General features: G+C 68.0%; 25 protein-coding genes, 1 tRNA gene and 1 pseudogene. 14 read left to right on the top strand and 13 right to left on the bottom strand.

All coding sequences use genetic code 11. The features are described 5' to 3' along the window. Positions 1-22: 22 nt before the first annotated feature. Entirely contained in the window at positions 23-427 is a 405-nt protein-coding gene (locus tag MF270_RS10850; protein WP_238365901.1) for a MerR family transcriptional regulator, read from the bottom strand. 323 nt (positions 428-750) lie between these two features. Beyond that, complete coding sequence (locus tag MF270_RS10845; RefSeq protein WP_238365900.1) at positions 751-1,146, bottom strand: MerR family transcriptional regulator; 396 nt, start codon at positions 1,144-1,146, stop codon at positions 751-753. A gap of 147 nt (positions 1,147-1,293) precedes the next feature. On the opposite strand from MF270_RS10845, the gene MF270_RS10840 reads away from it, so the two are divergent. The 4 genes from MF270_RS10840 to MF270_RS10825 all read left to right on the top strand — a co-directional run bounded on the left by MF270_RS10840 (position 1,294) and on the right by MF270_RS10825 (position 4,580). Continuing rightward, positions 1,294-1,725 carry a PaaI family thioesterase gene (locus MF270_RS10840; RefSeq protein ID WP_272490732.1) on the top strand — a complete coding sequence of 144 codons (432 nt, stop codon included), beginning with the start codon at positions 1,294-1,296 and terminating at the stop codon, positions 1,723-1,725. Further along, positions 1,722-2,228: a PaaI family thioesterase gene (locus tag MF270_RS10835; protein WP_238365899.1), complete on the top strand. Its 507-nt coding sequence runs from the start codon at positions 1,722-1,724 to the stop codon at positions 2,226-2,228. Before MF270_RS10840 ends, MF270_RS10835 begins: the two co-directional genes overlap by 4 nt. Further along, positions 2,221-3,540, top strand: coding sequence for an MATE family efflux transporter (locus MF270_RS10830; RefSeq protein ID WP_238365898.1), 1,320 nt, complete (start codon positions 2,221-2,223; stop codon positions 3,538-3,540). Before MF270_RS10835 ends, MF270_RS10830 begins: the two co-directional genes overlap by 8 nt. A 134-nt stretch (positions 3,541-3,674) precedes the next feature. Further along, positions 3,675-4,580: an HNH endonuclease gene (locus MF270_RS10825; RefSeq protein WP_238365897.1), complete on the top strand. Its 906-nt coding sequence runs from the start codon at positions 3,675-3,677 to the stop codon at positions 4,578-4,580. On the opposite strand, the gene arsC is transcribed toward MF270_RS10825, so the two are convergent. The 3 genes and pseudogenes from arsC to MF270_RS10805 all read right to left on the bottom strand — a co-directional run. Beyond that, positions 4,577-4,918 carry an arsenate reductase (glutaredoxin) gene (gene arsC / locus MF270_RS10820; RefSeq protein ID WP_238365896.1) on the bottom strand — a complete coding sequence of 114 codons (342 nt, stop codon included), beginning with the start codon at positions 4,916-4,918 and terminating at the stop codon, positions 4,577-4,579. The genes MF270_RS10825 and arsC overlap by 4 nt on opposite strands. Next, the gene (locus tag MF270_RS10815; RefSeq protein ID WP_238365895.1) at positions 4,915-5,973 is read right to left on the bottom strand and encodes a quinone-dependent dihydroorotate dehydrogenase; all 1,059 of its coding nucleotides are present in this window, start codon (positions 5,971-5,973) and stop codon (positions 4,915-4,917) included. The genes arsC and MF270_RS10815 overlap by 4 nt, the downstream gene beginning before the upstream one ends. Before the next feature lie 422 nt (positions 5,974-6,395). Next, a pseudogene (locus MF270_RS10805) lies at positions 6,396-6,731 on the bottom strand (DUF952 domain-containing protein); the annotation flags it as partial. Positions 6,732-6,903: 172 nt separating this feature from the next. Between MF270_RS10805 and MF270_RS10800 the strand changes: the two are divergent. Next, positions 6,904-8,484, top strand: coding sequence for a bifunctional metallophosphatase/5'-nucleotidase (locus MF270_RS10800; protein ID WP_238365894.1), 1,581 nt, complete (start codon positions 6,904-6,906; stop codon positions 8,482-8,484). 78 nt (positions 8,485-8,562) lie between these two features. Here the strand turns inward: MF270_RS10800 and MF270_RS10795 are convergent, their stop codons facing one another. Next, positions 8,563-9,696, bottom strand: a complete 1,134-nt coding sequence (locus MF270_RS10795; RefSeq protein WP_238365893.1) for a PepSY-associated TM helix domain-containing protein — start codon at positions 9,694-9,696, stop codon at positions 8,563-8,565. 106 nt (positions 9,697-9,802) lie between these two features. Next, positions 9,803-10,684, bottom strand: coding sequence for a LysR family transcriptional regulator (locus tag MF270_RS10790; protein ID WP_238365892.1), 882 nt, complete (start codon positions 10,682-10,684; stop codon positions 9,803-9,805). Positions 10,685-10,814: 130 nt separating this feature from the next. Between MF270_RS10790 and MF270_RS10785 the strand changes: the two genes are divergently transcribed. Both MF270_RS10785 and MF270_RS10780 read left to right on the top strand, forming a co-directional pair. Then, positions 10,815-11,819 carry an NAD(P)-dependent alcohol dehydrogenase gene (locus tag MF270_RS10785; RefSeq protein ID WP_238365891.1) on the top strand — a complete coding sequence of 335 codons (1,005 nt, stop codon included), beginning with the start codon at positions 10,815-10,817 and terminating at the stop codon, positions 11,817-11,819. A 63-nt stretch (positions 11,820-11,882) separates the two neighbouring features. Beyond that, positions 11,883-12,182: a DnaJ family domain-containing protein gene (locus MF270_RS10780; RefSeq protein WP_238365890.1), complete on the top strand. Its 300-nt coding sequence runs from the start codon at positions 11,883-11,885 to the stop codon at positions 12,180-12,182. A 37-nt stretch (positions 12,183-12,219) separates the two neighbouring features. Here the strand turns inward: MF270_RS10780 and MF270_RS10775 are convergent, their stop codons facing one another. Further along, positions 12,220-12,405, bottom strand: a complete 186-nt coding sequence (locus MF270_RS10775) for a PLD nuclease N-terminal domain-containing protein (protein WP_238365889.1) — start codon at positions 12,403-12,405, stop codon at positions 12,220-12,222. 185 nt (positions 12,406-12,590) lie between these two features. On the opposite strand from MF270_RS10775, the gene MF270_RS10770 reads away from it, so the two are divergent. Beyond that, positions 12,591-12,902, top strand: a complete 312-nt coding sequence (locus tag MF270_RS10770) for a hypothetical protein (protein WP_238365888.1) — start codon at positions 12,591-12,593, stop codon at positions 12,900-12,902. Here MF270_RS10770 and MF270_RS10765 read toward each other — a convergent pair. Continuing rightward, on the bottom strand, positions 12,899-13,276 hold the full coding sequence (locus tag MF270_RS10765; protein WP_238365887.1) for a VOC family protein: 378 nt from the start codon (positions 13,274-13,276) through the stop codon (positions 12,899-12,901). The two genes, MF270_RS10770 and MF270_RS10765, sit on opposite strands and share 4 nt — an antisense overlap. Positions 13,277-13,371: 95 nt before the next feature. On the opposite strand from MF270_RS10765, the gene MF270_RS10760 reads away from it, so the two are divergent. Further along, a complete protein-coding gene (locus tag MF270_RS10760; protein WP_238365886.1) occupies positions 13,372-13,959 on the top strand; it encodes a rhodanese-like domain-containing protein in 588 nt (195 codons plus the stop codon). 74 nt (positions 13,960-14,033) lie between these two features. Here the strand turns inward: MF270_RS10760 and MF270_RS10755 are convergent, their stop codons facing one another. Further along, a complete protein-coding gene (locus MF270_RS10755; RefSeq protein ID WP_238365885.1) occupies positions 14,034-14,660 on the bottom strand; it encodes a hypothetical protein in 627 nt (208 codons plus the stop codon). Positions 14,661-14,766: 106 nt separating this feature from the next. Between MF270_RS10755 and MF270_RS10750 the strand changes: the two genes are divergently transcribed. Further along, a complete protein-coding gene (locus MF270_RS10750) occupies positions 14,767-15,084 on the top strand; it encodes an antibiotic biosynthesis monooxygenase family protein (RefSeq protein WP_238365884.1) in 318 nt (105 codons plus the stop codon). A 170-nt stretch (positions 15,085-15,254) separates the two neighbouring features. Continuing rightward, the gene (locus MF270_RS10745) at positions 15,255-15,536 is read left to right on the top strand and encodes a hypothetical protein (RefSeq protein ID WP_238365883.1); all 282 of its coding nucleotides are present in this window, start codon (positions 15,255-15,257) and stop codon (positions 15,534-15,536) included. Between the two features lie 91 nt (positions 15,537-15,627). Here MF270_RS10745 and uvrB read toward each other — a convergent pair whose 3' ends face one another. After that, complete coding sequence (gene uvrB, locus MF270_RS10740; protein ID WP_272490731.1) at positions 15,628-17,826, bottom strand: excinuclease ABC subunit UvrB; 2,199 nt, start codon at positions 17,824-17,826, stop codon at positions 15,628-15,630. Positions 17,827-17,924: 98 nt separating this feature from the next. After that, positions 17,925-18,119 (bottom strand): hypothetical protein, encoded by a 195-nt coding sequence (locus tag MF270_RS10735; protein ID WP_238365882.1) that lies wholly within the window; start codon positions 18,117-18,119, stop codon positions 17,925-17,927. Positions 18,120-18,316: 197 nt separating this feature from the next. Here MF270_RS10735 and MF270_RS10730 point away from each other — a divergent pair, with 197 nt between their 5' ends. From MF270_RS10730 to MF270_RS10720, 3 genes are all read left to right on the top strand, one after another. Continuing rightward, the gene (locus MF270_RS10730; RefSeq protein ID WP_238365881.1) at positions 18,317-18,628 is read left to right on the top strand and encodes an ETC complex I subunit; all 312 of its coding nucleotides are present in this window, start codon (positions 18,317-18,319) and stop codon (positions 18,626-18,628) included. Between the two features lie 93 nt (positions 18,629-18,721). Then, positions 18,722-20,200 (top strand): hypothetical protein, encoded by a 1,479-nt coding sequence (locus MF270_RS10725; protein ID WP_238365880.1) that lies wholly within the window; start codon positions 18,722-18,724, stop codon positions 20,198-20,200. 59 nt (positions 20,201-20,259) lie between these two features. Then, positions 20,260-20,336: transfer RNA gene (locus MF270_RS10720), tRNA-Arg, on the top strand. A gap of 98 nt (positions 20,337-20,434) precedes the next feature. Here MF270_RS10720 and MF270_RS10715 read toward each other — a convergent pair. Then, the gene (locus tag MF270_RS10715; RefSeq protein ID WP_238365879.1) at positions 20,435-21,397 is read right to left on the bottom strand and encodes a LacI family DNA-binding transcriptional regulator; all 963 of its coding nucleotides are present in this window, start codon (positions 21,395-21,397) and stop codon (positions 20,435-20,437) included. Positions 21,398-21,624 lie beyond the last annotated feature (227 nt).

The following is a 21,624-nucleotide window of genomic DNA, read 5'->3' as shown; positions in this document are numbered from 1 at the left end:
CCGTTTCAGGCTCGGGCGGCTCCTACTCGGCCGCGCGTTTCTTCTGGCCCATCGACGCGATCATCTTGTCGCCCCAGGCCAGCTGTTCCTTCAGTTCGTCGATCGCCTCGTTCAGCTCGTCGCGCTGCTGCTCCATCTGGGCCAGCCGCTCGCGGGCGATCCTGTAGGTTTCCGTCAGCTGGGTCTGCTGCTGGTCCCCCATGTGGTACATGTCGAGCAGTTGCCTGATCTCTTCCAGGCTGAAGCCGAAGCGCTTGCCGCGCAGGATCAGTTTCAGCCGGGCCCGGTCGCGGCGATGATACAGGCGCTTCTGGCCCTGGCGCTCCGGAAAGATCAGCTCCTTGCTCTCGTAAAAGCGAAGTGTGCGGGGCGTCACGTCGAACGCATCGCACATCTCGCGGATCGTCATTGTCGATTCAGTCGTCATCTCGGACCTCGGTGATTTCGGTGACCGGGACGTGCGTCTTTCATTGAGTCGTTACAACGGGAATTGACGTAAACGTAATCGGTACGTGGCGTCATTTTTTGGCTTACGTAACTTCCGCCAAGGTAACTCGGCGTCAGCAGAAATATTCTTTCATGATAAATTACAACCAAAGCGCTTTTTATGGGGACCAAAGGGCTTTGGTTCCCCCTGCATAATCTGCGCTGGTTGCATTGCCGCGACGGCAGGAGCGTCGGACGCCACCGTGCTGGCGGAAATGACGCGGCGTCGCGGGGCAGGCGTGTCGGTGGTCGGTGGGGGCGGGGTCAGGCCCTGTCCGGCTTGGCTTCGGCCAGCTCGCGCGCGACGTCTTCGCGCAGGCCGCGCAGCTCGGTCATGGCATCCTCGATCTGCGCCTTCTGGCGGGCCAGCTCTTCGAGCTGGCCGTCGGCGGCGGTGATCCAGGTTTCCATCTGGGCGCGAGTCCCTTCGTGTTCGTAGATCATCAGCCACTGGCGGATGTCCTCGAGCGGGAAGCCGAACTTGCGGCCGCGCAGGATCAGTTTCATGCGCGCGATCTCGCGCTTGCCGTAGAACCGGGACCGGCCCTCGCGGTCGGGCGACAGCAGCTCGATGTATTCGTAATAGCGCAGCGTGCGCGGGGTCACGTCGAACCGCGCGCACATTTCCTTGAAGCTCAGCCGTGTGCTGTCGTCTGGCATTTTCTGTCTCGATCCCGGTCCGGGGCGGAGGTCTCCTCCCGCCTCGCGCGGCAGGTTAGGCGCAGATTTCGGCAAGGGCAACCCGGCGGAACGGCGCGCCTTGTCTCGGCGCGGGAAATGGCCATAGTGCGGGTCGGAGGGCCCTGAATGGCGCAGATACCCGACAAGACGACGATCGCCGAGACGTTCCAGAACGCCATCCCCTACGCGCGGGAAGTCGGCATGACCATCGAGTTGCTCGAGGACGGGCTGGCCGAGATGCGGATGCCCTATGACGCGCGGCTGGTGGGCGATCCCGAGACCGGGGTGATGCATGGCGGGGCGGTGCTGGCGCTGATGGACAGCTGCTGCGGGCTTGCGGTGATCGCCCATCCCGACGTGCCGGGGTTGACCGCGACGCTGGGGCTGCGGACCGATCACCTGCGCAAGGCAGTGCCGGGGCAGGCCATCGTGGTGCGGGCCGAATGCTACCTTGTCACCCGATCGGTCGCCTTCGTGCGGGCCACGGCCTGGGACGACGACCGCACGCGCCCGGTGGCGCTGTCGACGGGCACCTTTACCGTGGGGGGGCAGGCATGAAGCGGCCCGAACCCGTGCAGGTGGTCAAGCAGCGGCGCGACGCGGCGCTGGCGGCGCTGGTGCGCGGCGTACCCTATATCGAGTTCCTCGGGATCAGCTTCGATAGGCGCGGGGACGAGCTGACCGCGGTGCTGAGCTATGATGACAAGATCATCGGCAACCCGATGCTGCCCGCGATCCACGGCGGTGTGACGGGCTCGTTCCTCGAGATCGCGGCGATCATCCAGCTTTCCTGGGGCGGGCTCTGGGACGAGCTGGAAAGCGGGCGGATGACGGTCGAGACGCTGGAGGGCGGGCAGCGGCCCAAGCTGCCCAAGACCATCGACTTCACCGTGGATTACCTGCGCACCGGTTTGCCGCGCGACGCCTATGCGCGGGCGCGGGTCAGCCGGTCGGGGCGGCGCTATGCCAGCGTCCATGTCGAGGCCTGGCAGGACAACGTGCAGCGCCCCTTTGCTGAAGCCGTGGGTCATTTCCTGATGCCGGCGCGCGAGGATGGCTGAGGCCGAGAGGCCGATCACCCACGGCCGCGTCCTCAAGATCGCCCTGCCGATCGTGCTGTCGAATGCCACGGTGCCGATCCTGGGCGCCGTGGACACCGGCGTGATCGGACAGCTGGGGCAGGCCGCGCCCATCGGTGCGGTCGGCGTCGGGGCGGTGATCCTGTCGACGCTCTACTGGGTCTTCGGATTCCTGCGCATGGGCACGACGGGGCTGACCGGTCAGGCGGCGGGCGCGGGCCGGGACGGAGAGGTCACGGCCTTGCTGGTGCGCGCCCTGATGATCGGGGTCGCGGCGGGGGCCGGCATCATCGCGTTGCAGGCGCTGCTGTTCCTTGGCGCCTTCGCGATCACGCCCGCCTCGGACGAGGTCGAGGCGCTGGCGCGCGATTACATGGCGATCCGCGTCTGGTCGGCTCCCGCGGCCATCGCGCTCTACGGCATCAACGGCTGGCTCATCGCGCTGGAGCGGACGCGCTCGGTGCTGCTGATCCAGCTGTGGATGAACGGGTTCAACATCGTGCTTGACCTGTGGTTCGTGCTGGGGCTTGGCGCCGGGGTCACGGGCGTGGCCTGGGCGACCTTCATCGCGGAATGGTCGGGGCTGGGGTTCGCGCTGTGGCTTTGCCGGGGAGCGTTCGCCAACCCGGCCTGGCGCGACTGGGCGCGGGTGTTCGACGCGAAGGCGGTGCGGCACATGATGGGCGTCAACACCGACATCCTGCTGCGCTCGCTGGCGTTGATGACGATCATGACCAGCTTTACCCTGCTGGGCGCGCGGTTCGGAGACGTGGTGCTGGCCGCAAACCACGTGCTGATGCAATTCATCTCGATCATCGCCTTCGCGCTCGACGGTTTCGCCTTCGCGGTCGAGGCGCTGGTCGCCGGCGCCTTCGGCGCGCGCTCGGTGCCGCGCATCCGGCGGGCGATCTGGCTGAGCTCGATCTGGGCGGGGATCGGCGCGGTGCTGCTGGCGGCGGTGTTCTGGATCTTTGGCGGGGCGATCATCGACCTGATGGCCACCGCGCCCGGCGTCCGGCTCGAGGCGCGCGACTACCTCGCCTACATGGTGCTGGCGCCGCTGGTGGGCCTGCCGGCCTGGATGCTGGACGGGATCTTCATCGGCGCGACGCGCGGGCGCGACATGCGCAACATGATGGCGATCTCGGCGCTGGTCTACGCCGGCTGCGTGATGGCCTTCCTGCCGGTCTTCGGCAACGACGGGCTGTGGCTGGCGCTGCTGCTGTCGTTTGTCGTGCGGGGTGTGACGCTGGGCTCGCGCTATCCGGGGCTGGAGCGAGCGGCGGCCGGGTAGGGGGCGCTGCCCCCCGGCACCTTTGGTGCCGCCCCCCGGAGTTTAGGGGCAAGATGAAGGGCGGATCAGCGCGGTCTTGGGCTTGCAGTCCAGGCGCGAACTGGTTTCCTGGGCGCATGGTGAAACTCGTTCTCATGCACAAGCCCGACTCCGTATACGAGGACGAGCTGGACACGGTCTACGACTTCCCGCGCCGATACCTGAAAGCGGTAACAGAGGCCGTGGGCGATTGGGTGGTCTATTTCGAACCGGTCAAGGCCGGGACCCTGGGCTATTTCGCCGTGGCCAAAATCGCAGAAGTGGTGCCGAAGCCGGGCGCGGAGGGGCGTTTCCTGGCGCTGGTCGAGCCCGGGACGTTCTTGAATTTCGATCAGCCTGTCCCGCGCCAGGTTGATGGGCGGATGATGGAGACGTCGCTGGTCGGGGAGGATGGCAGACCACTCAGGGGCGGGTTGACCCAAAGCGCGGTGCGGCGGTTGCCCGATGCAGATTTTGCCAGGATCGTGAACAGGGGTCTGCCGCAGGATCTGGAGGCCCGCGAGGCGCGGCGCTATGCCATTGAATCGCGCGAATTGGCCGAGGATATTGCACCGTTCGAGCGCCCTGTGCTGGAGAGGCTGACACGCCGCCCCTTCAGGGAAGTCGCTTTCCGGCGGCGCGTTCGGGAGGCTTACGATTACTGCTGCGCCCTGTCCGGCCTGCAATTGCGCAACGGCGGCGGGCGTCCCGAGGTACAGGCCGCGCATATCCGGCCGGTGGAGCGGCAGGGGAGCGATTCCGTCCGCAAAGGCCTCGCCCTGTCATCGACGCTGCACTGGATGTTCGACCGGGGGCTCATTTCGGTGGCCGAAGACTGCCGCACGATCCTGCTGTCCGAAAACAAGGTCCCGCGCGACGTGGCGGACCGTCTGATCGTTCCGGACCGCAAGTTGCGCTTGCCCTCGGATCGTCGAGACTGGCCGCATCCTGCGAACCTGCGATGGCATCGGGAGAACGTTTTTGGGCAGCACCTGCCGGACGATCCGCCCCTTTGGGGCTAGAGGATCGCCAGCACCGCTTCGGGCGGGCGGCCGAGGGCGGCCTTGCCGTTGGCGAAGACGACCGGGCGTTCGATCAGTTTCGGATCGGCGGCCATGGCGGCGAAGAGGGCGTCGTCGTCGCTGTCCTTGGTCAGGCCAGCGGTTTTGAACCCGTCTTCCCTGGGGCGCATCATCGCCAGAACGGGCCCGCCCAGCATGGCGTGGGCCGCGCGCAGTTCGGCCTCGGACGGCGGGTCCTGAAGGTAGAGGCGTTCGGTGACGTCCAGCCCGCGGTCCTGCAGCAGTTGCAGGGCCTGGCGCGACTTGGAGCAGCGCGGATTGTGCCAGATCGTGATCATGTCCAGTCCTTTCGTCCGGTGCCCACGGCGTCTGCGACATTGGCAAAGCCGTCCCGCGCGAGGCAGGCGTCGAGGTCGCGGGCGATGCGTTCCACGAGGCTGAGCCCGCCGTAGACCAGCGCGGTGTAAAGCTGAACGGCCGAGGCGCCGGCGCGGATCTTCTGGTACGCCTGTTCCCCCGACGAGATGCCGCCGACGCCGATCAGCGGCAGGCGGCCTTCGGTGAGGGCCGAGATGCGGGCCAGCACGCGGGTGGACTTGTCGAAGAGCGGCGCGCCCGAAAGCCCACCCGTCTCACCCGCTTGCGGGCTGCGCAGGCCGGTGCGGTCGAGCGTGGTGTTGGTGCAGATCAGCGCGTCGATGCCTGAACTCATCGCGACCTCGGACACGTCGGCCAGTTCGGCCTCGCTGAGATCCGGCGCGATCTTGAGGAAGACGGGAATGCGACGGCTGAGCCTGTCGCGCGTCTCGACGACCCCGGCCAGCAGCGCCGACAACGCCGCCTTGCCTTGCAGGTCGCGCAGTTTTTCCGTGTTGGGCGACGAGACGTTCACCGTCGCGAAATCCACGTTGGCGCCGCAATGGGCCAGCACGCGGGCGAAATCCGCCGCGCGGTCGTCGCTGTCCTTGTTCGCGCCCAGGTTCAGCCCCGTCACCATATCGCGCGGGCGCTGGGCGAGGCGGGCGCCGATCGCCTCCATCCCCTCGTTGTTGAAGCCGAAGCGGTTGATGGCCGCGCGGTCTTCGGCCAGGCGGAAGAGGCGCGGGCGCGGGTTGCCGGGCTGGGGGCGCGGGGTGGCGGCGCCGACTTCGACGAACCCGAAGCCCGCGCGGGCGAGGCCGCGCAGGGCGGTGGCGTTCTTGTCGAACCCGGCGGCGAGGCCGACGGGGTTGGGCAGCTTGAGGCCGGCGAGGTCGCAGCGCAACCGGTCCGAGGTGACGGTGCCGGGTGCTGCGGCAAGGCCAAGGCGCAGGGCCGACAGCGCCAGCCCATGGGCCGTCTCGGGGTCGATCCGGCGCAGCAGCGGCAGGCCGATCTGCTCGGCCAGGGTCATGCGAAGCCCTCTCCGCCGGCGATGGGCGCGTTGCGGATCAGGCGCGAGCTGCGCACGGCCGCCTGGCGGTGGACCACGGCGGATTTGTAGACCGGGTCGGTCACCATCTCGAAAAATGCGCCAGCGGTCGGATAGCGGGCGATGAAGGCGAGGTCCCAGCGTTCCGACGCTGGCCCCATCAGCACGGCTTCGGGCCAGCCGCGCCAGGTGATGCTGCCGCCGACGCGGGCAAAGACGGGCCCGCTGTCGCGGCCGTAATTGCGGTAGGCGTCGAGGCCCGACAGGTCCGTGCCGTGCAGCTCATGCCCCTCGGGGTAGGCGGCATGGGTGCGCAGGCGGACGAGGTTCAGCATCTCGATGGGCGTGTTCCGGGGCAGGGCCTTGAAGGCGTCGAACTGCGCGCGCTCGGGGTCGACATGGCCGCTGACTTCCTCGGGGAAGACATGCACGCCGTCCAGCAACGGCAGCGGTTTCACCCAGAGGATGTCCCCGAGGTCCAGCACCCGGTAGAGATGCGGGAACAGCGCCTCGCCGCGCGAGACCTCCCATTTCAGTGCCTCGCCAAGCGCCGCGCTGTCCAGCGCGCAGAGCACCAGCCCCTCGGCCCCGGCGAAATGCTTGGCCGCCGTCTCGGGCGCCTGGTCGGCGGTCGAGAAATGGATGAAGCCATCGGCCAGGTCCACGGGCGCGCCCTGCGTCGTGCCGGTGTCCCGCAGCGCCGCCCATTCGTCGGCGCGGAATATCTTGTAGATCAGCATGGGCAGGACATGCCGCGCGCGCGGCCTTTGGTCAAGCGCGACGTCACCCGGCCTGCCCGGCCATTCAGCAGGCCGGCGCCGACGCGCGCGGTTGCCTTGGCGTCTCCCTTTGACAGGGCCGACGTCGCGTTGCACGATCAGCCGATAAACAACCGACAGTGAGGATTCCCCCATGTCTCTCCGCCTTTATGCTGGCGCCGCCGCGCTTGCCCTGACCGCCGGGGCCGCCAGCGCCGACTATTCCCTGACCATTCTGCACACCAACGATTTCCACGCTCGGTTCGAGCCGATCAGCAAGTACGATTCCGGCTGCTCGGCCGAGGACAACACCGCCGGCGAATGCTTTGGCGGCTCGGCCCGCCTGGTCACGGCCATCGAGGAGGCGCGCGCGCGCTCCAACAACTCGGTCCTCTTCGACGGCGGCGACCAGTTCCAGGGCACGCTGTTCTACACCTTTTACAAGGGCAAGCTGGCCGCCGAGATGATGAACAAGATGGGCTACGACGCGATGACCGTGGGCAACCACGAATTCGACGACGGCCCCGAGGTGCTGCGCGGCTTCATGGATGCGGTGAACTTCCCCGTGCTGATGTCGAACGCCGATGTCAGTGGCGAAGAGCTGCTGGCCGGCGTGCTCGAGAAATCGACGATCATCGAGCGGGGTGGCGAAAAGCTGGGCCTGATCGGGTTGACGCCCCACGACACGGACGAGCTGGCCAGCCCCGGCCCGAACATCATCTTCACCGACCCGGTCGATGCCGTGCAGGCCGAGGTCGACAAGCTGACCGCCGAGGGCGTGAACAAGATCATCGTGCTGTCGCACTCGGGCTACAACGTCGACAAGCGCGTCGCGGCCGAGACGACGGGCGTCGACGTGATCGTGGGCGGGCATTCCAACACCTACCTCAGCAACACGGCCGACAATGCCGAGGGCCCGTACCCGACCATGGTCGGCAGCACCGCCATCGTGTCGGCTTATGCCTACGGCAAGTTCCTGGGCGAGCTGAACGTGACCTTCGACGACGAGGGCAACGTGACCGAGGCGATGGGCGAGCCGATCATCATGGACGCCGCCGTGACCGAGGATGAGTCCACCGTCGCGCGCATCGCCGAGGCCGCCGCGCCGCTGGAGGAGATCCGCAACAAGGTGGTCGCCTACACGGATGTCGAGATCGGCGGCGACCGGTCGGTCTGCCGGGCCATGGAATGCACCATGGGCAACCTGATCGCCGATGCCATGCTCGAGCGGGTCAAGGACCAGGGCATCGAGATCGCCATCGCCAACAGCGGCGGCATCCGCGCCAGCATCGACGCCGGCGACGTGACCATGGGCGAAGTGCTGACGGTGCTGCCGTTCCAGAACACGCTGTCGACCTTCCAGGTGTCGGGCGCGACCATGCTCGAGGCGCTGGAAAACGGCGCCAGCCAGATGGAGGACGGCGCGGGCCGTTTCCCGCAGGTGGCGGGCATGACCTTTACCGTCGATGTCACCGCTGAGCCTGGTAGCCGCATCTCCGAGGTCATGGTGGGCGGTGCGCCGATCGAGGCCGACAAGATGTATGGCGTGGTGTCGAACAACTACGTGCGCAACGGCGGCGACGGCTACGCGATGTTCCGCGACGCCGAGAACGCCTATGACTTCGGCCCCGACCTGGCCGACGTGACGGCGGAATACCTGGCGGCGAACGCGCCCTACCAGCCCTATACCGACGGCCGCATCAAGATCATGGGTGAGCTGAAGAAGGCCGAGTGATCGCCTGGCACTCTTGCAGGCAAACGCGGCGCGCCCCGGGACCCCGGGGCGCGCCGTTTCTTTCCGCGTGGCGGCCTGTCACCGCGCCGGGGCGCTCCGGCGCCGCTGCGCCATGCGCGTGAGGCGCCGGTAGCCCATGGCGATCCCGGTCCAGACCAGCAGCGCGGCGGCCAGCGAGGCGAGCCCGGCGATGGTCTGGCCGATCACGCCGTAGACCTCGCCCGTATGGGCAAAGCGCATCCAGCCGCGCAGGCGCGATCCCAGCGTGCCGGCGTCGCCGCTGTCTTCCGACAGGATCTCTCCGCTCTCGCGGTCCAGCACCAGCCGGGTCTGCTGCGCCGCCTGCCGGCCATTGCCGCGATCCATCGTGATCGCCACGGTGGCGGCAGTCGCCTCGGGCAGGGTGATGCGGGCGGTGTTCGAGCCCGGCACCTCCATGGCCGCGATGCCGACCAGTGTGGCCAGAGGCAGGGCAGGGCCGCTCAGCGTGCCGCCGTCGATGCCGGTGGACGGGCCTGCGCCGGTGGGCGGGCCGCGGCGCACCGGGGCCTCTTCGCCGACCACGGCGAACAGCGCCTGGTTGGCCCAGCTGTAGGACATGACCACGCCCGACAGCACGATCACGAACAGCGGGATCATCGCCCAGAAGCCCAGGACGTGATGCCAGTTGAAATCCCGCGCCTGGGTCGTCTTGCAGTCGCGCTGGAACATCAGCCGCAGGCGGAACTGGCTGCGGCGGTAGATCCTGGGCAGCCACAAGTAGGCGCCCGAGAGCAGCAGGAAACCGAACAGCAGGTTAGCCGCGCCGATGATCCCTCCGCCGATTTCGGAGCTGCCCGAGAGCGTCAGCCAGCGATGCAGCGAGGTCACGGCGCCAAAGAACGCCTGCGTCCCGGCGCCCGCGTCGGTCATCGCCTCCCCCGTGTAGGGATCAAGCGGGACCGACCGGCGCCCCTGCGCGAGCCCGGCGGGCTCGGTCGGGTCGGCGGACAGGAGAAGCGCCTGGCCGGGCTGCGCGCCGCTGGCCCGGGCCAGCGCGTCGGCGTCCAGTGGCTCGGCCCCGGCCGGGGCATCGACCGCGCTGGCGACGACCGCGTCGACGATCTGCGATTCATAGGTCAGGATGACGCCGGTCACGGCCATCAGCAAGACGAAGACTCCGGCGACGAAGCCGGCAACGAGGTGGGACCAGAACAAGATCGGCCGGAACATGGAGCACTCCTTTGGCGCGCGAATGCAGCTCAAACGGCGGTGCGCGGAAAACCCGTCGCCCGCTGCGGCATGGCGGCCATGCGTCCCGTGCAGGTCAGTCCCCTGATCAGCCGATGAAATCCGCCCGCCGTTCCAGCAGCGCGTCGCAAAGGTAATCGACGAAAAGCCGCACCCGCCGGACCCGCCGCAGGTCGTCGTGCAGCAGCACCCAGGTGCTGCGCGTCTGGTCGAGCGTGGTGCCCGGCAGGCGCTGCACCTCGGGGAAGACCGCCGTGACCCAGGCGGCCAGCAGGCTCATCCCCGCGCCCGCGCGCACCATTTGCAGATGCATCTCGGGGTCGGGCATGGCGTGGCGCACCCGCGCCTCGGGAAAGGGCGAGGCGGCGATGCGGGCGCTCAGCTCGGGCACATCGCCGTAGCCGATCCAGGTCAGCCCGCGCCCCCGCGCGCCGGCCTGCGGCAGCGCCCGGTCGATATAGCCGCGCGACGCGAAGATCCCCAGCGACAGCGGGAACAGCTTGCGGGCCACCGCGTCCTCGGTGATCTCGGAGGCATGGCGGATCGACACGTCCGCCTCGAGCCGCGAGATGGATTCGAGGCCGTAGGTCAGCGTCAGCTCGATCTCGATCTCGGGGTAGAGCATGCTGAACTCGGCCAGCACCGGGGCCAGCAGGAAATGCCCGGTCATCGGGTCGGCCGAGACGCGGATGCGCCCCGATGCCTCGCGGTCGAGCCCCTTAACCGCGTTCATGCCCTTGAGCAGGGCGGCCTCCGCCTCGAGCGCCTGGGGCAGCAGGGTGCGGCCGGCCGGGGTCAGGTGGAACCCGTCGGCGCCGCGCCGAAAGAGCTGCACGTTCAACTGCGCCTCGAGCGCCTCGACCTGCCGGCGCAGGGTGGCATGGGTGGTGTCCGTCCGCTCGGCCGCGGCGCGCAGGGACCCCTCGCGCGCGACGGCAAGGAAGGCGGGCAGGGATTTCCAGTCGAGCATCTCGGCCTCATGCGGAGCCAGGGGTGGAACGAAAACGTTCCAGCGTGGAGAGGTTGCGTCAATTACCGGAACGGGATCGATCCTGTAGGTCCATGGGCAAGACGTCAACCCAAGCCTGAAAGGACACGCCATGAAAGATACCTTCGCCCTCCCGCAGACCACCGAGCTCAACGCTGCCTGGCAGGTCACCCGCTACGGCAGCCCCGATGTGCTGGCCCCGGTCACGCGCCCGATCCCGCAGCCCGTGGGCCGCGAGGTGCTGGTGCGCATCCGCGCCTCGGCCGTCACCCGCGCCGACATGATGATGCGCAGCGGCACGCCGCGCTGGACGCGGCCCTTCCTTGGGTGGAGCAAGCCCAGGAACGACCTGTCGGGCTTTGGTTTTTCCGGCGAGGTGATCGCCACCGGCCCCTTCGCCACGCGCTTTCGCCCCGGCGACCAGGTCTTCGGCGAAACCGGCCTGACCTCGGGCGCCAATGCCACCCATATCGTGCTGGACGAGACCGGCACGCTGATGCCCAAACCCGAGGCGCTGGGCCATGACGAGGCCGCCGTGATGGCCGACGGGCCGCTGACCTCGCTCAACTTCCTGCGCAATCTCGCCGGGCTCAAGCGGGGCGAGCGGGTGCTGATCCTTGGCGGGGCCGGCAGCCTGGGCAGCGCGGCGATCCAGATTGCGGCCGCCATGGGGGCCGAGGTGACGGCCTCTGCCTCGGCCCGGAACCGTGGCCTGCTGGCCAGCCTCGGGGCGACGCGGGTGATCGACTACACCGCCGAGGAACCGCTGGCCCATGGCCGCTATGATGTGATCTACGACACGATCGGGGTCGAGACCTTCGCCCGTGCGCGCCGCGTGCTGGCCCCGGGCGGGCGCTACGTCTCGCCGGTGCTGACGCTGGGCTTGCTGGGCGCGATGCTGCGCAGCCGTTTCGGCACGCGCCGGGCCTATTTCGACGCCACCGGCCTGCGCAAGCCCGAAGAGCACCGGCGCATGCTGGCGGACCTGCTGGACATGGTTGCCGAGGGCACGCTGGCCCCGGTCATGGACCGCAGCTACCCGCTGGCCGACCTGCCCATCGCGCAGGCCTACGTCGAAACGGGCCACAAGCGCGGCAACGTGGTCGTGATGTCGTGATGGCGGGCGGCTTTTGCCGCCGGGCGGTCTGCGGTATCCTTCCGACGAAACCAGGAGGGCAGCATGGACCATCCCCTGATCGACCTGATCTCGGCCAAGATCCGCGAAGCCGAGGCGCGCGGCGCGTTCGACAACCTGCCCGGGGCGGGCAAGCCCTTGCCGCGGGTCGACAATCCGCAGAACGCGGTTTTTGACCGGATCCTGAAGGAAAATGGCGCGGTTCCGGAACCCGTCGCGTTGTCGCGCGAGCTGACGCGCCTGCGCGAAGAGCTGCGCGAGACCGGCGACCGGACGCGCCGCAGCGAGATCGTGAAAGAGATGTCGCTGCTCGAGGCCAGGATGGAAATGGCCCGGCGCCGCTAGGGCGCCGGGCCATTTTCCTGGTCAGGTCGCGGTCTTGTCAGGCGCGGACGGCGGCGCCGCGCGGACCTGCCACCAGCCAGGCGATGAAGCCGAGCACGGGCAGGAAGAAGATCACGAGGGTCCAGATGACCTTGGCGGCGGTCGAGGCCGACGAGGTGAGAACCTGGTAGATCGCGTAGATGTCGGCGATCAGGATGAGCAGTCCGAACAGACCATATTCCATGGCGAAAACCTCCTTGTTCACATCTGGTTGACCAACGTCATCCGCCGCGATCCGGTTCCCGCACCGCCGAAATTTCTGCCAGGCCAGAGCGTGGCCAAAACCCGCCCGGCCCGAATCTTTCGCGAGTTAATCGTCGGTTAACCACCCTTGGCGCACCGTTCCCGGACGGGTCACAGGAGGGACAGATGCATCCGGTCGACGAATACGCGAAGCTCAAGGAAGAGATCGGCCGCCTGACGGATCGGGCGCAGCGGCTGCGCGACAAGATCCTTGGCGGACAGGTGCCGCTGCGCAGCAACAGCCACGAGGCGGTGGTGTCACATCACCCGCAGCGGGTCTTCGTCAAGGAGCTGCTGCCACATGACGTGCTGTCGGATCCGCGCTATTGGCGCGACAGCCAGACGGCGGTGGTGCGGGTGCGGACGATGGGCCGGGTGGTGCCGCTGTCGGCCTGCGCCGAGGAGGGGCGCCCCTTTGCGCCCCGCGGGCCGGATTAACCTTCGGCGGCGTCGAAATCGACGTGGATGTGGTTGCCGTCCGGGTCGCGGAAGTTGACCTGCAGGACGGGAAAGCCGGGCACGGTATCGACGCTGTGCGCCACGCCTTCCGCCTCCAGCAGGTCGCGGAACTCGGCCAGGCCCGTGGCACGCAGCGCGAAATGCTCGAGCGTGATGGTGCCGCCGCCCCGCAAGTCCTGGTCGATGCCGACAAGGTGCACCAAGGCCTGGTCGCCCAGGTACAGCCACGCACCCGGGAAATCGAAGTCCGGCCGGCGGCCGGGGTGCATGCCCAGAACCCGCCCGTAAAAGGCGATCATCGCCTCGAGGTTGGGCGTGCGGACATTGACGTGATCAAAGGCGAGTACAGGCATGACGCCTTGGTAGCACCGGCCGCTGCGTCGGTCCATCGCCTTGTCAGGGCTGGCGCTTCATGTATCACTTTTGGAATATTATCTGGAGAAGCCCCATGCCCCGCATCCTGATCCCCGCCCTCCTGGCCCTGCTGCCCGGCCTCGCGCCCGCGCAGGAGGTCGCCATCACCCCCGGCATGACCGAGGTCATCGTGCCCACCGCGCAGGGCGAGGCGACGATCACACGCATCCAGGACACCGACGCGGTGATCGAGGGCGACTTTGCCCGGATCGCCCGCCCCTGTCCGAACTTCTGCATCCAGCCCATGACGCCCGCCCCCGGCGTGACCACGATCGGAGAGCTCGAACTTCTCGCCGCCCTGCAGGACCCGGAAATCACCGTGATCGACAGCCGGGTGCGCCCGGACTGGGAAACCGGCACGATCCCCGGTGCCATCTCGATGCCCTACACCGAAATGGCCGACCGGCTGGGAGAGCTGGGCTGCGAGCCCGATTTCGACGGCTTCATCTGCGAGGATGTCGGTCAGATCGTGTTGTTCTGCAACGGGCCCTGGTGTGGCCAATCGCCCGCGGCCATCCGCCGGATCATCGACGCGGGCTACCCGGCGGACCGCATTTCGTACTACCGCTGGGGCATGCAGGGCTGGCGCATGCTGGGCCTCACCGTCGCCGGAGGGGAATGATGCGCTGGATCCTGATTGCCGCCTGCCTGGGCCTCGCCGCCTGCGGAGTGCCCCTGGTGCCGTTGATCTGACCGTCAGAAGTCGAGCCAGAGGCCCATCTTGACCCCGGTCTCGGCCTGGCCCGTCAGGCCCTGGGTGATGCCCAGGTTCAGCCGCACGCCCTCGCGCAGCGCGACAATGGCGCTGGGTACCAGGCTTGCGCTCAGCGCGTCGCCGTCGTGGCTGGCGTGCAGCTGCACCATCGCGTCGAGCCCGGGGCGCAGTGCCTGGCCCCAGGTGACGTCGAGCTTGGCCTCGACCGCGCGGCCGTCCGGGCTGGCGAGGGCCCGTGTGTCGACCGCCAGCCAGCCCCCGGGCAGGCTGCGCCCCCAACTGAGCCCGAGACCGGCCATCAGGCCGGGCGAGGCGCCGCTGGCGCGCTTGAGCACCAGGCTGTAGCTGGCCACCGACCGCTCGGACGGCAGCGGCAGGGCGCGGATCACCGACAAGTCCGCCGCCCCGTCCCCTGGCTTGGCGAATCCCGACAGCGCGATGGTCGTGCCCGTGCCAAGGCCCCAGTCGGCATATCCCATGGCGGTTGTCTCTCCCCCCGTTATCTCGGCCGAAAACGACAGGAAGCCCGCGCCGTCCTCGCGCAGCCAGGGGCCCGCCATGGCCGGCATGGCAAGGGCGATCATCAGGCAGGCGAGGGCAGGGCGCATGGGCCCAGCCTGCGCCGCCGAGGTTAACAGCGCGTTAACAAATGCCCGGGCGGCGAGGCTGGGAAAGTGCCCCGGCTGTGGTATCGTCAGGGCAGGAGGACCCGCCATGTTCGAAACCAGCCAGGACCACCCGCACCAGGTGGTCATCACCACGTTCGAATGCTCGCCCGGCACCTGCCAGGACCTGCTCGATCACCTGACCGACGCCTACTCGGCCTTCATCTCGAAACAGCCCGGGTTCATCGCCGCCGGCCTGCATGTGAACGATGCCCAGACCCGGATCGCCAACTACTCGCGCTGGGCCCGGCGCGAGGACTTCCAGGCCATGCTCAGAACCGAGGAAATGCGCGGCCGCAACCGCGTCATCTCGGCGCTCTGCACCCGGTTCGAACCGGTCATGTACGAGGTCGCGGCGGCCTACTGAACGGCTGCGCTGCGGTGGCCGTCCGACTCGGGGCGCGCGCTGCGAACCGGTCATGCGGCGGGCGGTGCCCGCGCGGTGCAGGTCACCGTCCCGGAACTTTTCCGTCGCGCAAGCCGTTGTTCTCCCATCAAGACACACAGCCCCACGCAACAGTCACGGGAGACAGTACAATGAAAACCGGAGCCACCATCGCCCTTGCCGCAGCCGCCGCCGTCGTCATCGCCGCCGGCGTCTACATGGTCGATATCGACATGACCGACGAGGGCGCCCTGCCGGACGTCGACGTCTCGGTCGAAGGCGGCGAACTGCCCGAATTCGATGCTGACGTCGGCTCGATCGAGACCGGCACCACCACCGAGACGGTGACCGTGCCCGAGGTCGAGGTCGACACCCGCGAAGCCCAGATCGAAGTGCCGACGATCTCGGTCAACCCGCCCGAAGACGACAGCTGATACGTCCCGCACGGCGATTCGAAACGACAGCCCCCGCGCCATCCGGCCGCGGGGGTTTTTCTTGCCTGCCGGTCTGACGGTGGCCGCGCGCCTAGCGCTTGCGCCGCTTGACGTTGCCGCCGCGTTGGCCGGGGCGCCCGGCCGTGGACCGGCCGCTCGACTTGACCGCTGCATCCGCCGCCGCCGCGACCGCCTGCTGGCGCGCCATCGGGTCGTCGGCCACGGCAAGATCCACCGCCTCGAGCCGCTTGACCTCGTCGCGCAGCCGCGCGGCCTCCTCGAACTCGAGGTTCTCGGCCGCCTTGCGCATGTCGGCGCGCAGCCCGTTCAGCACCGCCTCGAGGTTGGCGCCATGCAGCGGCTTGTCGACCTTGGCGGTCACCCGGTTCATGTCCACGTCGCCTTTGTACAGCCCGGCCAGGATATCCTCGACGTTCTTCTTGACGGTCGCCGGCGTGATCCCGTGCTCTTCGTTATAAGCGACCTGCTTGGCGCGACGGCGGTCGGTTTCGGCCAGCGCCCGCTCCATCGAGCCGGTGATGCGGTCGGCGTACATGATGACCCGGCCATCGGCGTTCCGCGCCGCCCGGCCGATGGTCTGGATCAGCGAGGTTTCCGAGCGCAGGAAGCCTTCCTTGTCCGCGTCGAGGATCGCCACCAGCCCGCATTCGGGAATGTCGAGCCCCTCGCGCAGCAGGTTGATGCCGATCAGCACGTCGAAGGCGCCCAGCCGCAGGTCGCGCAGGATCTCGATCCGCTCGATCGTGTCGATGTCGGAATGCATGTAGCGCACCTTGATGCCCTGTTCGTGCAGGTATTCCGTCAGGTCCTCGGCCATGCGTTTGGTCAGCGTGGTGACCAGCGTGCGGTAACCGTCGGCCGTGACCTTGCGGATCTCGTCCAGCAGGTCGTCGACCTGCATGTCCACCGGGCGGATTTCCACCTGCGGGTCCAGAAGGCCGGTGGGGCGGATCACCTGTTCGGTGAAGACGCCGCCGGTCTGCTCCATCTCCCAGCTCCCTGGCGTGGCCGAGACGTAGATGGATTGCGGCCGCATGGCATCCCATTCCTCGAACTTCAGGGGGCGGTTGTCCATGCAGGAGGGCAGGCGGAATCCGTGTTCGGCCAGGGTCATCTTGCGCCGGAAGTCGCCCTTGTACATGCCGCCGATCTGCGGAACCGAGACGTGGCTTTCGTCGGCAAAGACGATGGCGTGGTCGGGGATGAATTCGAACAGGGTCGGCGGCGGCTCACCCGGAGCGCGGCCGGTGAGATAGCGCGAATAGTTCTCGATCCCGTTGCAGACGCCCGTCGCCTCGAGCATCTCGAGGTCGAAATTGGTGCGCTGTTCCAGCCGCTGCGCTTCCAGCAGCTTGCCCTCGCCCACCAGTTGGTCGAGCCGCTGGCGCAGCTCTTTCTTGATGCCGATGATGGCCTGGTTCATCGTCGGTTTCGGCGTCACGTAGTGGCTGTTGGCATAGACACGGATGTGGTCGAAGCTGTCGGTCTTCTGCCCGGTCAGCGGGTCGAACTCGGTGATGCTTTCCAGCTCTTCGCCGAAGAACGACAGCTTCCAGGCGCGGTCTTCCAGGTGGGCCGGCCAGATTTCCAGGCTGTCGCCCCGCACCCGGAAGGCGCCGCGCGAAAAGCCCTGGTCGTTGCGCTTGTATTGCTGCGCCACAAGGTCCGCGATCACCGCGCGCTGGTCGTATTCGCTGCCCACCTTGAGGTCCTGCGTCATGGCCCCGTAGGTCTCGACCGAGCCAATGCCGTAGATGCAGCTGACCGAGGCGACGATGATCACGTCGTCACGCTCCAGCAGCGCCCGGGTGGCCGAGTGGCGCATCCGGTCGATCTGCTCGTTGATCTGCGATTCCTTCTCGATATAGGTGTCGCTGCGCGGCACGTAGGCCTCGGGCTGGTAGTAGTCGTAGTACGAGACGAAGTACTCGACCGCGTTGTCCGGAAAGAAGCCCTTGAACTCGCCGTACAGCTGCGCCGCCAGCGTCTTGTTGGGGGCGAGGATGATGGCGGGGCGCTGCGTTTCCTCGATCACCTTGGCCATGGTAAAGGTCTTGCCCGTCCCCGTCGCGCCCAGCAGCACCTGGTCCCGCTCTCCGCTGTCGATACCGCCGCTGAGTTCCACGATGGCGGTGGGCTGGTCGCCGGCCGCCGTGAACTCGGTCTGCATGACAAAGCGCTTGCCGCCCTCGAGCTTGTCCCGCGTCTTCACGTCGGGGGCCGGGGCGTGCATCACGGGCATGGACTTGTCGGAATGGGCGTAGGGCATCGGCGGGCGGCTTTCGGATGGCGGGGGTCCGACCACACTTGGCCGCTTTCGCCAAAGGTTCAAGGGGGGCTGCTGACAGTTGGTGTCAGCAGCCTTTGTCAGCAGGGCCGTCCGAAGAGGCAGAAGCCCGCGGCCCCGAGAGCCGGCGCGCCGACGAGGCGAACGATGGTCTCGTCCGCCGCCGCGCCGGTGCCGTCCGTGTCGTACCAGAGCATCGCGCCATCGTAGAGCGGCTGGGCATGGGCCGCTGTCGCCGCCCCGTAGGGTGTGTCATTGCCCGGCTTGCCGGACATCCGGGGTGAATGAATGGCAGGCAGCGGCGCGGGGCCTGTTTGCCGTCCCCCGGAAGCACACCTTATCTTGCGTCCCGAATGCCGCGATTTCAGTGCATTCCGGCGGGGGCAATGGGCGCCTTGCGGCCTTTCGCCCCTTGCCCGGCGGGCCGGAATTGCCGATAACGACCCCCGATCCCGGCCTTGCAGAGGTATCCATGCCCGCACGAATCTACCGCCCCGCCCGCAATGCCATGCAGTCCGGCATGGCCAAGTCCCGCACCTGGGTTCTGGAATTCGCCGCCGACAGCGCGCGCGAGGTCGATCCGCTGATGGGCTGGACCTCTTCGTCGGACACGCAAAGCCAGGTGCGCCTGCGGTTCGAATCGAAAGAGGCCGCGCTGGATTACGCCAAGGACCACGGCATCGACGCCACGGTGACCGAGCCCAAGACGCGCGCTCACAACGTGCGCCCCGGCGGCTATGGCGAGAATTTCGCCACCAACCGGCGCGAGCCCTGGTCGCACTGACCGCCCGCGCGGGGTTTTCTTCGCGCACCAATGCTGTAGCCTGAAAGGCCCGCGCCCGGTGCGCGGGCTTTGTGCATGTCAAAGGCCCCTTTCATGAAACACGTCCTGTCTCTGTCCGCTGCCTTCCTGCTCTCTGCCGTCCCGCTTTTGGCCGAGCCCGCGACGGGGGCCGGCGCGGACCGGATCGCCACCGCGCTCACCCGCTACATGGGCCCGGGCGACGGCGTCGTGACCGTGGTGCCCGAGGGCGAGACCTACCGCCTCACGCTCGACTTCTCCGCTTATGCCAAGCTGCTGGAGCGGCTGACCGCGACGACCCCCGACATGCCGGAGGAGCTGGACCTCTCTCTTTCTCCACTGGTCTACACGCTGACCGACAACGGTGACGGCACCTGGGGCGTCAGCGACGATCAGGGTCTGACATTCACCGGGACGCTCGGCGGCACGGAGAACCTGACCACGTCCTTTTCCTACGGCCAGATCAAGAGCCTTGGCACGTTCGACGAAAGCCTGCGGGCCTTCACCGAATACCGGATCGACTTCACCGATTTCACTTCGTCCAGCCAGTCCGATTACGGCGGCGCGCCGTCATCGCTGACGGACACCCAGTCCATCGCGGCGGGGCAGGTCACGGCAACGGCCCGCGCGGGCGAACGCGGCGGGATAGACGGCACGCAAAGCTTTGCCTTCCGGGACATGCAACAGGTTCAACGCGTGCCCTTCATGCCCGGCCAGCCGCCGGTCGAGATCCGCGTGACCTCGGCGCATTATGGCGGCGACGCCACCTACACCGGGCTGCGCAATGGCGCGCTGCTGGACATTCTCGCCTTCTTCGTCGCCCGCCCCTCGGTCGAGGCGATCCTGGCCGACCAGGAGGTGCTGCGCGAGGCGCTCAAGGCGGCTCTGCCGGTGGCTGAGACGCTGTCGGCCAAGGTCGCCGCGACCCGGACCGCCGTTGGCACGCCGTTCGGGACCTTTGGCATCGACACGCTTGGCTTTGACATCGACATGACCGGCCTCGTGGCCGATGCGCGCCTGCGCGAAAGGATCGAGCTGCTGGGCGTCACCGTGCCCGAATCGATCGTGCCGCCCTGGGCCACGCCGCTGATCCCGACCGACGTGGTGCTGGATGTCGAAGGGGCCGGGCTCGACCTGGCCGCTACCTCGGCGCTGTTCCTCGACGAGATGGACATGACGACCGAAAACCTGGTCTCGCCCGAGGTGCAGGTCGAGCTCTTGTCGCGGCTCTTCCCCGAGGGGCGCCCGGCCGACCTGTTCCTGCACCCCAGCCGCATCACCGGCGCGGGTTACGAGCTGGCGGCCGAGATCGCTGCCCAGGCCGGCCCGGCCGGCCCGCCGGTGCTGACCGCCACGCTGCGCCTCACGGGGGTCGAGACGATCCAGGCCGCGATCAATTCCGCGCCGCAGCAGGTGGTCGCCCAGGCCGGGCCGATGCTGGCCATGGCGACCGGCATGGCGCGCCGCGACGGCGACGCGCTGGTCTGGGACATCGCCCTGAGCGAAGACGGCATGGCGTCGATCAACGGCATGGCCATGCCGCTGCCGCGCTGACCAATTGCCCCAATCCGGGGCTTGATCGCCGCGCCCCGCTGGCGCAAAAGGGCGCCAGCGGTCCCTTAGCTCAACTGGATAGAGCAGCTGACTTCTAATCAGCAGGTTTGGGGTTCGAGTCCTCAAGGGATCGCCATGCACACCAAAAACGTGACAGGCATCGGCCGGCCGATCCCGAGATCTGGGCGCGCCCTGGCCTTGCACGCTGCGGTCCCCGCCGTCGCGGGCCCGATGTCAGGCGGAACCTCTCAGGCGGAGCGTCGCACCCAGCCGGCGGACTTCGCTCTGGAATTCCGGCACGTCCATCCGCGCAGTCGCCATGCTGACCGCCGCCGCCGCCATGTCGCGCACGGGCTGATGTAGCGTCGTCAGCTCGAAGCTGGGCCAGGATGCCTGGGGCACGTCGTCGTAGCCGACGATCGCGACATCTTCCGGCACGCGCAAACCGAGATCGCGGCGACAGGCCTCGATCGCGCCTAGCGCCATGGCGTCGTTGGCGGCCAGCAGGATGCGGGGGACGACGCCGCTGCCGCCGAGCTCGGTCATCGCCTTCCGTCCGAAGTCGAAGGAGTAGTCCCCCTGGAGAACCGTCGCGATGGCAAAGCCGGCTGCCGCAGCCGCCTCTCTCACCCCGGTCAGGCGGGAGGCGCTGACGAATGACTTGGCCGGGCCTGCCAGGTAGGTGATCTCGGGTGTCCCGTAAGCGGCCAGCCGGGCGAAAAGCGCGTGCAGCCCCGCCCCGTGGTCGCAGCTGATCGAGGCGACGGGCATCGCCGGGCTTTCCCGGTTGAACAGCACGACCGGAACCCGGGCGGCGTGGCAGGCCTCGATCGCGTCGTCATCCAGCACGGCGCAGGAGATCAGGCCGTCCACGTTGTAACTGAGGATGTCATGCACGGTGGCCACGTCGACGCGGTCTTCGGGCAGGACAAAGACAAGCTGGCGATGGCCGGCGGCCTGGATTTCCTCGCCCAGGTCATACAGCACCTCGGGATGGGCCCGGTGGCTGGGCTTGGTTGCGATCACCGCGATCATGCCGGACCGGTTGGAGGTCAGCGCGCGCGCGGCGCGGCTGGGACGGTAGTTCACTTGTCGCGCCGCGGCCTCGACCCTGTCCCGGGTGGCCTGGGTGACGGAGGCGCCGTCGCGAAAGACCCGCGACACGGTCGACTGCGATACCCCCGCCAGCCGAGCCACGTCGTGGGAGGTTGCCCGCTGGGCGCCCGGGGGCAGTGCTTTTGTGGATGTTTTTGGCGGCGTAGTCATGAGGTCCTGCCGTCTCTCACTCATTTTCCGACAGTATATCAACGGATTTTCGCGAGGCACCAGGAAATCGATCCATGAGACGGAATTAGTCTTTGACTACGAAGTCATTTCCTGAGACCTTGGCCGCGCTCCCGGCACGGCGCCAGCGGCCGGGCCCG

The organism is Mesobacterium pallidum, from assembly GCF_019966535.1.
In the GTDB taxonomy this organism is placed as follows: Bacteria; Pseudomonadota; Alphaproteobacteria; order Rhodobacterales; family Rhodobacteraceae; genus Mesobacterium; species Mesobacterium pallidum.
The sequence above is the reverse complement of the archived record's forward strand: the minus strand, read 5'-3'. Positions and strand labels throughout refer to the sequence as shown.